Below are 12036 nucleotides of genomic sequence, written 5' to 3'. Positions count from 1 at the left end.
GGCTTGCCTTCATCCAGCGGCCAGGACGCGCTGCACCACCTCGGCGGCCAGCTTGCGGCCGCCGCGCTCGGCGCCGTCCAGTGCGCGCATGTCCTCGCGCGGGCTGTGGGCCAGGGCGTCGCGCAGCGCCGCCTGCAGGTCGCCTTGCCACAGGCCGCGCACGCCGCCCATGGCCACGTAGTTGCCCACGCCGGGCGCGAACACCGGGTTGGACTCGGACAGGGCATTGAGCAGGGACTCGGGCAGCTTGGTGATGCGCGACATGGCGGGGATGCGCATCACGCGGATCTCGGCCTCGGGCAGGGCGTAGCAGGCATCGGCGATCAGGCCCGAGGTGATGAAGCCGCCCGACAGCGCCTGGTCATAGACCAGGCCGATGACGCGGTGGCCCCGGCGCCGTGCCAGGTCGATGCAGGTGCCCAGGTGGGCCATGGCACGGTTGATGCCCAGCAGCTCGTCATGGCGGCGCAGTTGCTGGCCCTGCGTGTCGATCAGCAGCACGATGGGGCGGCCAGCGTGCGCGCCGACCGTCTCCAGCACCACCCGGGCCTGGGCCAGGGCCAGCCGCACGCCGATGGGCGCGTGGCCCGTGGTGCCGACGATGGCGAGGGGCTGGCCATCGAACACGGCGTGGCCTTCGAGGAAATCGCCGTTGGCGTGAATCTGGTGGCCCGGGCCGAACAGGTGCTCGGCAAGTGTGTTCCATTGCATGGCGGCTACTCCTGTGAAATGCCCGTGGCGGGCGTCGTGCGCAAGGCACGCACGGCGGCGGCGTCCAGGTCGGGCACGCGCCAGGCGTCGGGCACGCCCAGGGCCTGCCACAGGCGCATGGCCTCGTCCTGCGGGCCGATGGCGCTGCCCGCCTTGAGGGCGTCCAGGGTGTCCAGCCGCGCGCGCAGCAGCGCATGCTCCTGCAGCAGCCCTTCAAGACTCACCGGGCGGGAGTGGTCCAGCGCGGCGATGGCGGCGGCGCGGAAGGCCTCGACATCGTCGGCCACCAGCGCATCGCAGTCGCCGCACAGCCAGCGGTGCTTGCCGCCGGTGGTGCGCCAGACCAGGGCGCGGTCGCGCGCATCGAATTCATCGACGCCGTGCGAGGCCTCGATCACCTCCGGTCCCGACATGGCCAGGCGGCCGATGTCGCTCATCACCACCTGGTCGGCGCAGCGCGCCACGATGCCCATGCCGCCGAAGCAGCCGTTGGCCCCGCCGATGAGGACCACCACAGGGATGCCCGAGGCGCGCACGTCCAGCAGGGCGCGCATGACCTCCGACACCGCGATCAGCCCGGCATTGGCCTCATGCAGCCGAACGCCGCCCGACTCGGCCAGCAGCAGCACGGCCGCGGGCCGCTCCAGCAGGGCGCGGCGCAGCAGGCCCACGAGCTTGGCGCCATGCACCTCGCCCACGCCCCCTCCCATGAATTCGCCCTCCTGCGCGGCCACGAACACCGTGCGCCCGCCCAGCAGGCCCCGGCCGATGGCCACGCCGTCGTCAAAGGCGCTGGGCACGCCCAGCTGTGCCAGATGCGGGCTGGTCAGACGCTCGGAGGGCGGCAGCCATTCATGGAAGCTGCCGGCATCCAGCAGCTTCGCCAGGCGCTCGCGCGCCGTGCATTCCGCGTAGCTGATCATGGCCGGCCTCCCTGCAGTTCGGCCAGGGCCTGGTCCAGCCGCAGGCTGACCACGGCCGGCGTGGCCCCCATGTCGTTGATGGACACGCGCACGCCGCTCACGGGGTGGCGTTCGCGGAAATCCTCCACCACGGCCTGCCAGATGGCGCCGAAGCCGTGTGCCGAGGTCTGCACCTGCACTTCGCAGCCATCGCCGCCCGTGCTCTCCAGCATCACCTCCAGATTGCCCGAGCCGACCACGCCGACCAGGACGGGGGCAAAGGCGCCGGCCGGCCGGCCGCCTGCGAAGCAATAGCTCAGGGACTCCAGCCCTGCGGGTATCTCGCTCATATCGTCTCTCCTACCAGTTCCTGAATCGGCGGGGAGGCTGGTACAGCCCGCCCGAGGCCTGGGCCAGATCGCGCATGCTGCGCGCGGCCAGCAGATTGCGCGTGGCCTGGCGCGGGTCGATGCCCAGGTCCTGCGGACGGCGGATCACCCCGCGGTCGCGCAGGTTCTCCACCATGCGACGGTCGCGCGCCAGGCCCACGGCCGTGTAGCCGGCCACGCCGCGGATGGCCTGCTCGCGCTCTTCGTCGCTGCGGCACAGCAGCAGGTTGGCAATGCCTTCCTCCGTCAGGATGTGGGTCACGTCCTCGCCGTAGATCATGATGGGCGGCAGGTCCATGCCGGCCTGCTCCTGCAGCGTCCAGGCATCGAGCCGCTCCACGAAGGCGGGCTGCATGTGCTCGCGGAAGGTCTCCACCATCTGCACCACCAGCTTTTGCCCGCGTGGCGTGCCTGCCGCGCCGCTGCGGCCCGCCCGCGCCTCGCGCCCGGCCTTGAGCCAGGCGGCGCTGGCATGGCGCCGGCCGCGCGCGTCCGCGCCCATGTTGGGGGCGCCGCCGAAGCCGGCAATGCGCCCCAGCGTCGCGGTGGAGCTGTTGCCGTCCAGGTCGATCTGCAGCGTCGAGCCGATGAACAGGTCGCAGGCATAGTGGCCCGCCGCCTGGCAGAAGGCGCGGTTGCTGCGCAGGCTGCCGTCGGCGCCGGTGAAGAACACGTCCGAGCGCGCCCGGATGTAGTCCTCCATGCCCAGCTCGGAGCCGAACGAATGGATGGACTCCACCCAGCCGGCCTCGATGGCCGGTATCAGCGCCGGATGCGGGTTCAGCGCCCAGTGCCGCGCAATGCGGCCCTTCAGCCCCAGCGATTCGCCGTAGGTCGGCAGCAGCAGCTCGATGGCCGCCGTGTCGAAGCCGATGCCATGGTTCAGGCGCTGGACCTCGTACTCGGCATAGATGCCCTTGATGGCCATCATGGCCATCAGCACCTGGATTTCGCTGATCTGGGCCGGGTCGCGCGTGAACAGCGGCTCGATGACGTTGGGCCGGGGCGCCTGCACGACGAAATGCACCCAGTCCGAGGGAATGTCCACGCGCGGCAGCGCCGTGGTGGTGCCATCCACCATCTCGTTGACCTGGGCGATGACGATGCCGCCCGAAAAGGCCGTGGCCTCGACGATGGCCGGCGTGTCCTCGGTGTTGGGGCCGGTGTACAGGTTGCCCTGGGCATCGGCCGCGTGGGCCGCCACCAGGGCCACCTTGGGCGTCAGGTCCACGAAGTAGCGCGCGAACAGCTCCAGGTAGGTGTGGATGGCCCCGATCTCCAGCTGCCGGGCAGAGACCAGCTTGGCCAGCCGCGCCCCTTGCGGGCCGGAGAAGCTGAAGTCCAGCCGCCGCGCGATGCCGTTTTCAAACACATCCAGGTGCTCCGGCAGCGCCAGCACCGACTGCACCATGTGCAGGTCGTGCACCTGCTGCGGATCGAGCTGGACCAGGGCGCGGGCCAGGAAGTCGGCCTGCTTCTGGTTGTTGCCTTCGAGGCAGACGCGGTCGCCGGGCGCCAGCACGGCGTGCAGCAGCTCGGTGATGGCGCCGGCATCGACGCGCTTGCCGGCCAGGCGCGGCCCGAGGGCGGCCTGGGCGCGCGCCAGCCTGGCGGCGCGCTCCCCGGCTTTGAGGTTCCAGGAGGGGTCAGTCATGGGATATCAGGGGTTGGCGTGACATGGAGGGGGCAGGGGGCGGGCGTCCCGTCGAAGTGCCTGGCTAGAGGACCACGAACAGCAGCCACACGAGCAGCGGCGCCACCAGGGTGACAAGGCCGCCGTAGACCATCAGCTGGCGGAAGAAGCGGTCGCGGTCCACGCCCTTGGCATTGGCCAGGACGAGGGCGCCGTTGGTCGAGAAGGGGCTGACATCCACGATGGTCGAGGACACGGCCATGGCCGCGATGAAGCCGACGGCGCTCACATCGGAGCCACCCTGCAGGAAGGGCACGGCCAGCGGAATCAGCGAGCCCAGCACCGCCGTCGAGGAGGCGAAGGCCGACACCACGGCGCCCACGAAGCACAGCAGCAAGGCCGCCACCAGGGGCGAGGTCAGCTGCGCCACGCTGTGGCCTACGAAGTCGATGGTGCCCATCTTGTCCATCACGCCCACATAGGTGCTGACACCCACGATGAGCATGATCTCGGGCCAGGACACCTGGCCCAGCGCGCGTTTTTGCAGGTTGGGCGCCATCAGCGTCAGCACCAGGCCGATGGTGATGGAGACAAAGCCGATGTCCTGCTTGAAGAACAGGGTGAGGACCGCGAGCGCCAGCAGGCCGACCACGGTGGCCACCTGGTAGCTGCGCGATTGCGGGGCGGCGTCCTGTTCAGGGGCGGCGCGCATCAGCGAGTCGCTGGAGCGTGCAGCCGTGTTGCGCTCCTCGGACAGGGCCTCGCCTTCGGCGTCGCCATACACCTGGGCGCCGCCCTGGGCATGCGAGACGCGCGGCGTGGCGGGCACGCTGCCATCGGCATCGGCCTTCATGCGCATCAGCCGGGCGCCGCCCATCAGGAAGAACAGCAGCACGGCCACGGCCAGGTTGACCCCCATGCTGGCCAGCATGGTGGCCATCTCGTTGAGCGGCAGGCCCGCCTTGGCCACGATCTTGTTGGTGATGCCGCCGTAGATGCTGATGGGCGAGAAGCCGCCGCCCTGCGCGCCATGGATCACCAGCAGACCCATCATCAGCGGATTGATGCCGTACTTGGCGGCAAAGCCCAGGGCAATGGGCGCGATGATGGCCACGGCCGCAGGGCTGACGGCGCCCACCGCCGTCAGCAGGGCCGCAATGAAGAACATGATCCACGGTATGGCGGCAATGCGCCCGCGCACGGCGCGCACCGCCATGCGGACCAGCCAGTCGATGGTTCCGTTGTTCTGCGCCAGCGCGAACAGGTAGGTGATGCCCGCCAGCGTCAGAAACAGGTCGGCGGGAAAGCCGCCAATGATGGCCTTGGTCCCCATGCCGGCCACCAGGGTGCCGACCAGGAAGGCCCCGACAAAGGCCAGCAGGCCCATGTTGATGGGCAGTGCCGTCGCCAGGACGAACATGCCTATCAACGCGCCAATCGATATCCAATGGGAATTCATGCGATGTCTCCGGTTTTTTATGCGCCTGCAATACGTGTGCATGCTGGTATGCACGGTACGCGGCGGCCCGGAGCGCATCAATAAAGCGCGAGCGCCAACAATTACGCAGAGAGAAACAATGAAGGGTTAACCCGGCGAAGCGGGGCTGTCGCCCCCGGCACGGCGGGTCAGCCGAGCTGCCCGTCCGCGAGCCGGCACACGCTGAGCAGGGCCAGCAGGTTGGGGTCGCGTTCGCGGGAGCGCAAAAAGGTCAGCACGATGGTCTGGCGCATCAGGTACCTGGCCTGCAGCGGTATCAGCTGCACCTTCTGCGGCATCACGCCGCGCACCCGCCCGGGCAGCAGCGTGTAGCCGACGCCGCCGCTGACCAGGTTCATCAGCGAGAAGATGTCATCCGTCTTCATCACCACGTTGGGCGTGAAGCCGGCCACCCGGAAGGACTCGATGAAGCCGCCATAGGTCGCAAAGCCTTCGCCCAGGCTCACGAAGTTCTCGCGCGCCATGGCGCCCAGATCGACCTCGGCCAGATGCGCATAGGGCGAGCCCACGGGCGCGGCAAAGAAAATGTCGTCCTCGAACAGCAGCTGCGTCTGCATGTCGGCGGCGTTGTCCGGCATGGCCATCAGCGCCGCGTCCAGCGTTCCGTTGCGCAGCCGCTCCAGCAGGCCGGCGTTCGAGCCCAGCACCAGTTCGGTCTGCAGATCGGGGCGGCGCAGCTTCAGCGCCATCACCAGCGCCGGCACGGTGCGGTTGGTCAGGGAGTACAGCGAGCCGATGCGGATGCGGTCCGCCGAGTAGCCTGCCACCTCGCGCGTGGCGCGTATGCCCTCGGACATGGTGGCCAGCACTTCCCTGGCGACATCGGCCAGGGTCTGCGCTGCCTCGGTGGGCTTGAGGTTGCGCCCCTCGTGCCGGAACAGGGCGCAGCGCATGCCGGCCTCCAGCGCGTGCAGGGCGCGGTGCACGCTGACCGAGCTGGTCTCCAGCCGTTCCGCCGTCTTGGCGAGATTGCCTGTCTCCAGGAAGGCGAGCAGCACCTCGAGTCTGCGGAAGGTTATTTCGTCATCGATTCTCAGGCTCATGGCAACGTCACGCTCTCATCGTGGGGGACGGGCGGATTGTGGCGTTGATCGCGTTGCGTGCACAGACTCCGGTCTGTCCGGGGGCCGGGGCCCCGGGCGGCTCACGATGCGGATTGGCTGCGCTGGATGCTGCGGATGTCGAAGGCGCCGCCGGTCTGGGCCTGGTCGCTGGTGGTGACGGCCCGCTTGCCGAGCAGGGGGAAGACCAGCTCGGCAAAGCGGATGGATTCCTCCAGGTGCGGGTAGCCCGAGAGCACGAAGCTGTCCGCGCCCAGCGCGGCGTACTCGCGCAGGCGCTCGGCCACGGTGGCGGCATCGCCGACCAGGGCCGTGCCCGCGCCGCCGCGCACCAGGCCCACGCCGGCCCAGAGGTTGGGCGCCACCTCCAGCCGGTCGCGCCGCCCGCCGTGCAGCGCGGCCATGCGCGACTGGCCCACGGAGTCCATGCGCGCATAGCCGGCCTGGGCGCGGGCGATGTCCTCGTCGGTGAGCTTGCTGATCAGGCGCTCGGCATCGGCCCAGGCCTCCTCGTTGGTCTCGCGCACGATGACGTGCAGCCGCACGCCCAGGCGGACCTGGCGGCCCTGCTGCGCGGCGCGGCGGCGGATGTCGGCGAACTTTTCGGCCACGGCGGCGGGGGGCTCGCCCCAGGTGAGGTAGGCGTCCACCTGGCGCGCGGCCAGGTCGTGGGCGGCGTCCGAGGAGCCGCCGAAGTACAGCGGCGGATGCGGCTTTTGCACCGGGGGAAAGAAGTTGCGGCCCTGCTTGACCTTGAAGTATTTGCCGTCGAAATCCACGGCCTCGCCGGCGAGCAGGCGGCGCCAGATGGTGAGGAACTCATCGGCATAGGCATAGCGTTCGTCGTGGGCCAGGAAGATGCCGTCGGCCTCCAGCTCGGTGGCATCGCCCCCTGGCACCACGTTGAGCAGCAGGCGCCCGCCCAGGGCCTGGTCCAGCGTGGCGGCCTGGCGCGCGCTGGACACGGGCGCGCCCAGCGAGGTGCGCAGGGCCACCAGCAGCTTGATGCGCTGCGTGACGGGCACCAGGCTGGAGGCGACCACCCAGGGGTCCAGGCAGGAACTGCCGGTGGGAATCAGCAGGCCGTCGTAGCCCAGCTCCTCGGCCGTGACGGCGATCTGGCGCATGTAGGCGTTGGTGGGGGCGCGGCCGAAGTCGGAGGTGCCGAGGTAGCGCGTGTCGCCCGAGGTGGGCAGGAACCAGAAGATGTCTGGCGATGCGTGGGGGTCTTGGCTCATGGGATCTCCGGGGACGATGGAAAAGACGGTGGCGCGGCCTCGCCCGGCACCTGGCCCAGGCGCTGCAGCCGCGCGCGCACCACGCTGCGGCTGATGCCCAGCTGGCGCGCGGTCTGCACCTGGTTGCCGCGGTTGCGCTGCCAGGCCTTGAGCAGCAGGGCGCCCAGCACGTGCTGCTCCAGGCCTTCGGCATGCACGTCGCACAGGCTGTCCAGCGCTTCGCCCAGGGCCAGTTCGGCGGCGGCGGCCTGGGCGCCGTGTTCGGCCTCGCGTGTGGGGACGGGATCGGGCTCGCCCTGGCTGCTGGCGATGTGCAGGTCGCCCGCGCCGATGTGCATGCCCTGGGTCAGCAGCAGGCTGCGGTGGATGACGTTCTCCAGCTCGCGGCTGTTGCCGGGCCAGTCGTGTTCCAGCAGCTTGCGCTGCGCGTCCTGGCTCAGTGCCATGGGCGCGTAGCGCATGCGCTGGCAGTAGCTCGCGATGAAGTGGCGCGCCAGCGGCAGGATGTCGGCCGGGCGCTGGCGCAGCGGCAGCACGGTGAGGGTGACGACATCGAGCAGGTAGTACAGGTCTTCGCGAAAGCGCCGCGCCGCCACCTTGGTGTGCAGCGGCGCGCTGCTGGCCGCGAGCACGCGCACATCGGCCGGCGTGCGCTGGCTGGCGCCGATGCGGGTGACCGCCTTGTCCTGCAGCACGCGCACCAGCTTGCTCTGGATGTGCAGGGGCAGGTCGTCGATCTCGTCCAGCAGCAGGGTGCCGCCGTGGGCGTCCTCGAAGCGGCCGGGCAGGTTGCCGAAGGCACCCGTCAGCGCACCGCTTTCGTGGCCGAAGAGCTCGGCGTTGATCAGGGCCTCGGACAGCGCGCCGCAGTTGACGGCGACAAAGGGGCCGTGGCGGCGCGGGCTCAGGCGGTGGATGTGGCGGGCCACCATTTCCTTGTCGGCGCCGCTGTCGCCCAGGATGAGGACGCCGGCCTCGCTGGCGGCCACCTGTCCCATGGTCTTGAGCAGGGCCTGCGAGGCCGGGTCTTGCAGTATCCAGGGCGCGGGCGCGGCGCCGTCATCGTGCGCGGCAGAGGCTGCGGGCGCGGGCGCAGGTACGGGCACAGGTGTTGCCGAGGACTTGCCGGGCGGCCAGGTGGGCAGACGGGTGTTCATGGCGCGGCGTCACGAGTAGAAGCTGGGCTGCGGATGGGTTCCGTTGAGCACCCAGTCGCCCAGCTCCTGCAGCTTGTAGTGCAGCGGGTCGTGCAGCGTCTGCGTGCGCAGGTTGCGCCAGAAGCGGTCAAAGCGCAGCGCCGCGTGCGTGGCGCGCGCGCCCGTGGCCTCGAAGATGCGGCTGGACAGGTCCAGCCCCGAGCGCGTGGTGGCAATCTTGGCGGCCGTCACGGCCACGGCGACTTCGCCGCGCTCGTGGGCGGTCAGCGCCGGGCCCCGGCGCCAGGCGGCGTCAAAGCGCTGCGCGGCCTGCAGGGTCAGCAGGCGCGCGCCTTCCAGCGCGGCCCACAGCTCGCCATACAGCACCTGGATGTGGGGGTCTGCGCCGGCCGCATCGGCAGGGGACTTGAACCAGGGCCGCGCCTCGTTCAGCGTGTAGCCGCGCGCCTGCTCCAGCGCGCCCTGGGCAATGCCCAGGAACAGATGGGCCAGGATGAGCTGGGCCAGCAGCGGGCGCAGCGCGGCATGCGGCGTGGACAGCGGGCCGGGGTCCAGCAGCAGCTCGGCCGCCTCCACGCGCACGCGCTCGAACAGGGCCGAGCCGCTGTCGGTCTGGCGCTGGCCCATGTTGTCCCAGTCGCGCAGCAAGGTGATGCCCGTGCGCTCCGTGGGCACCACGCCGATCAGCAGCTGGCCGCTGTCGGCATCGATGGCCGAGGCCACCAGCATCTGCGAGTCCAGCGCGCCCGAGGTAAAGCTCTTCTTGCCCGAGAACTCCCAGTGGCCGGGCTGGCGCGTGGCCGTGGTGCGGCGGTCCAGAGGGTTCAGCGTATTGCCCCAGAACCAGCGGTGGCGCGCCGTCTGCAGCAGCCAGGGCTGCCACTGGGCGGGCTGGCCGAACAGCTGCACGGTGGCCAGGTGCAGGTGCTGGAAGCCGTAGACATGGGCCAGCGAGCCGTCTGCCGTGGCCAGGATGCGCACCGTCTCCAGCGTCTGCACCCAGTCCGCGCCCAGGCCGCCCAGATCGCGCGGAATGCTCAGTGCCAGCAGGCCGCTGGCGCGCAGCGCATCGCGCTCGGCCTTGGGCGTGCCGCCTGCGGCATCGCGCCGGGCCGCCGTGGCGGCAAGGCGCTGCGCCAGATCCTGCGCAGTGGCTATCGGGTCCGCAGGGACGGCCTCTGCCTGGCTCACGCGGGCTGCCCGGCCAGAGCCAGGTCGGCGGCTTCGGGAACGGGCCGCTGTGCCTCGGCCTGGGCCTGGGCCTGCACCAGCTGCTGCAGCGCACCGCGCAGCACCGGGGCCGACAGCTGCACGGTCAGCTCGATGCGCTGGCGCAGCGATTCGCTGTGGACCTGGCCGTCCTGGATGTCCTCGGGCGTGGAGTACACGCCAATGGGCAGGGTGAGGGCCGAGAAAAAGCCGAACAGCGGGCGCAGCTGGTGGTCCAGGATGAGGGCGTGACGCGGGCTGCCGCCGGTGGCGGCCAGCAGCACGGGCGTGCCCTGCAGCGCGTCCAGGTCGATGAGGTCGAACAGGTGCTTGAGCAGGCCCGGCAGGCTGGCGCGGAAGACCGGCGCGCCGACGATGAGGAAGTCGGCCTGCTCGATGGCTTCGATGGCCTGCAGCGTGGCCGGCGGCAGGTCGTTCTTGGACAGGGCCGCGCCCAGATGGGGCTGCAGGTCCAGCAGGTCGATGACCTGTGCCTGCAGCGGCAGCTCCTGGCCCAGGCGGGCATGCAGGGCGTCCAGCAGGACACGGGTGCGGGAGGGGCGGCTCAGGCTGCCATTGACGATGACAGTCTTCAGCGATCGGCTCATGGAAACTCCTTGGCGTGGGTTCCAGGAGGCAGCGCGGCATGCGGTTTGCGAAGACTGCCAGCCCGGATGAGGTGGGATGGATGCCTTCATTACAGGGCCGAACGCCGGTATGGCGAAAGAAACTTAACGCATTTGCTTATCGGTTTGGGTGCCTTGGCAAGTGCTTGTTTCTGAAGGGAATTTTGTGGCGCATGGCATGTGCTAATGCGTTCTGGCGATATGCGCACGGCCGCTGCGCTCGTCCCTGCGCAGCGCGGCCGCGCAAGGGCCTTCAGCCCGCCACTGCCGCCACGCCCGCCACGCCCACGTGCCAGTAGTAGATGGGGTCGGCGCCGTTGAGCAGGATGTCGCCCGCCGAGCGGGCCTTGTACAGCACGGGGTTGTGCGAGGCCAGGGTGCGCGCATTGCGCCAGTGGCGGTCCAGTGCCAGGTCTTCGGACAGGGCGCTGGAGCCGCCCACCTCGAACAGCCGCGCGGCCGCCTGCAGCACGGGATCGACCACGGCCACCTGGGCCTGGGCCGTGCGCAGCTCCAGGGCATGCAGCTGCTGCAGCGGCACCTCGCGCCCGGCCTCGCGCTCGCGCGCGATGCGGCCCAGTTCGGCGGCCACGTCGGCCACGGCCAGGCCTGCGATGTAGGCCGTGCCGGCCAGTTGGCCGACGATGTGCTGCACCAGCGGATCGTCCTTGGGCAGGGTGGCGCTGCCGTGGCTGAACACGCGGCGGCGCGCCTGCACATAGGCGATGGCATCGCGCTGCAAGGCCCGGGCAATGCCGGCCAGGGTGGCCAGGTGGGCCAGCTGGAAATAGGCCACCAGGGGCGTGGGCTGGGCGCGCGGGAAGCGGATCACGGCGTCGTCGGGCACGCGCACCTGGCTGAGCACGGTGGTGCCCGAGCCGGTCAGGCGCTGGCCAAAGCCGCGCCAGTCATCGAAGCGCTGCACGCCGGCCTCCGAGGTGGGCACGACGGCGTGCACGGTCTGGTCTTCCTTGCCCGGCTCCACCGCGCGCGCCACCACGGTCACCCAGTCGGCATACAGCGTGCCCGTGCTGTAGAACTTGCGCCCGTCCAGCCGCCACCAGCCGGGCTGCGCATCGGGCACCAGGGTGGTCTGCAGCGTGCCCAGGGTGCCTGCGCCCACCTCGGTGGTGGCATTGCCGAACACGGCGCCGCGCGCGGCCAGCGGCAGCCAGCGGGCCTGAGTGGCGGCATCGCGGTCGATGAGCACGCGGTCCAGAAAGCCGAAGTGCGGGCGCAGGATCTGGGCGACGTTGGAGTCGGCCTCGGCCAGCTCGGTCCACAGCGCGAACAGCTGCTCCACGCTGGCGCCGGCCCCGCCAAGGCGGCGCGGCACGCGCAGCGCGGTGAAGCCGCTGTCACGCAGCCAGGCGATGGGTTCATGGGCCAGGCTGCGCGTGCGTTCGCGCTCGGCCGCACCCTGGGCGATGCGGTCGAACACCGGGCGAAAGCGCGCCTGCAGGGATGGCAGCGAGGGCGCGTCGGGATCGGCCGTGCCGTCTGTGGTTGGGCCGGGCGCCGCGTAGGCCGCAGGCTCGGTGGCGCAGGGGAGGGTGGTGGTCATGGCTTTGCAAATTCAAAGGCCCGCCAACCCGGCCTGCCTGCAAGGCAG

Annotated in this window: 11 protein-coding genes; all 11 read right to left on the bottom strand. The window is 70.5% G+C overall.

Going from position 1 to position 12036, the window contains the following annotated elements; all coding sequences use genetic code 11:
• Positions 1 to 9: 9 nt before the first annotated feature.
• The 11 genes from A4F85_RS15855 to A4F85_RS15805 all read right to left on the bottom strand — a co-directional run bounded on the left by A4F85_RS15855 (position 10) and on the right by A4F85_RS15805 (position 11988).
• Positions 10 to 711: a biotin-independent malonate decarboxylase subunit gamma gene (locus A4F85_RS15855; protein WP_063327116.1), complete on the bottom strand. Its 702-nt coding sequence runs from the start codon at positions 709 to 711 to the stop codon at positions 10 to 12.
• Positions 712 to 716: 5 nt separating this feature from the next.
• On the bottom strand, positions 717 to 1634 hold the full coding sequence (locus A4F85_RS15850) for a biotin-independent malonate decarboxylase subunit beta (RefSeq protein ID WP_063327115.1): 918 nt from the start codon (positions 1632 to 1634) through the stop codon (positions 717 to 719).
• Complete coding sequence (gene mdcC / locus A4F85_RS15845; RefSeq protein ID WP_063327114.1) at positions 1631 to 1963, bottom strand: malonate decarboxylase acyl carrier protein; 333 nt, start codon at positions 1961 to 1963, stop codon at positions 1631 to 1633. Before mdcC ends, A4F85_RS15850 begins: the two co-directional genes overlap by 4 nt.
• A gap of 10 nt (positions 1964 to 1973) precedes the next feature.
• Complete coding sequence (gene mdcA, locus A4F85_RS15840; protein ID WP_034390705.1) at positions 1974 to 3656, bottom strand: malonate decarboxylase subunit alpha; 1683 nt, start codon at positions 3654 to 3656, stop codon at positions 1974 to 1976.
• A gap of 64 nt (positions 3657 to 3720) precedes the next feature.
• Positions 3721 to 5094, bottom strand: a complete 1374-nt coding sequence (locus tag A4F85_RS15835; protein ID WP_012203696.1) for an SLC13 family permease — start codon at positions 5092 to 5094, stop codon at positions 3721 to 3723.
• Positions 5095 to 5261: 167 nt separating this feature from the next.
• Positions 5262 to 6176, bottom strand: coding sequence for a LysR family transcriptional regulator (locus tag A4F85_RS15830; RefSeq protein ID WP_012203697.1), 915 nt, complete (start codon positions 6174 to 6176; stop codon positions 5262 to 5264).
• Between the two features lie 101 nt (positions 6177 to 6277).
• Positions 6278 to 7432: an FMNH2-dependent alkanesulfonate monooxygenase gene (gene ssuD / locus A4F85_RS15825; protein ID WP_012203698.1), complete on the bottom strand. Its 1155-nt coding sequence runs from the start codon at positions 7430 to 7432 to the stop codon at positions 6278 to 6280.
• Complete coding sequence (locus A4F85_RS15820) at positions 7429 to 8589, bottom strand: sigma 54-interacting transcriptional regulator (RefSeq protein ID WP_063327113.1); 1161 nt, start codon at positions 8587 to 8589, stop codon at positions 7429 to 7431. Before A4F85_RS15820 ends, ssuD begins: the two co-directional genes overlap by 4 nt.
• 9 nt (positions 8590 to 8598) lie before the next feature.
• Positions 8599 to 9780 carry an acyl-CoA dehydrogenase family protein gene (locus tag A4F85_RS15815; RefSeq protein WP_063327112.1) on the bottom strand — a complete coding sequence of 394 codons (1182 nt, stop codon included), beginning with the start codon at positions 9778 to 9780 and terminating at the stop codon, positions 8599 to 8601.
• Positions 9777 to 10406: an FMN reductase gene (msuE, locus tag A4F85_RS15810; protein ID WP_012203701.1), complete on the bottom strand. Its 630-nt coding sequence runs from the start codon at positions 10404 to 10406 to the stop codon at positions 9777 to 9779. Before msuE ends, A4F85_RS15815 begins: the two co-directional genes overlap by 4 nt.
• Positions 10407 to 10677: 271 nt before the next feature.
• Positions 10678 to 11988: an acyl-CoA dehydrogenase family protein gene (locus tag A4F85_RS15805; protein WP_063327111.1), complete on the bottom strand. Its 1311-nt coding sequence runs from the start codon at positions 11986 to 11988 to the stop codon at positions 10678 to 10680.
• Positions 11989 to 12036: the final 48 nt, after the last annotated feature.

The organism is Delftia sp. GW456-R20, from assembly GCF_001622915.1.
In the GTDB taxonomy this organism is placed as follows: Bacteria; Pseudomonadota; Gammaproteobacteria; order Burkholderiales; family Burkholderiaceae_C; genus Comamonas; species Comamonas acidovorans.
The sequence above is the reverse complement of the archived record's forward strand: the minus strand, read 5'-3'. Positions and strand labels throughout refer to the sequence as shown.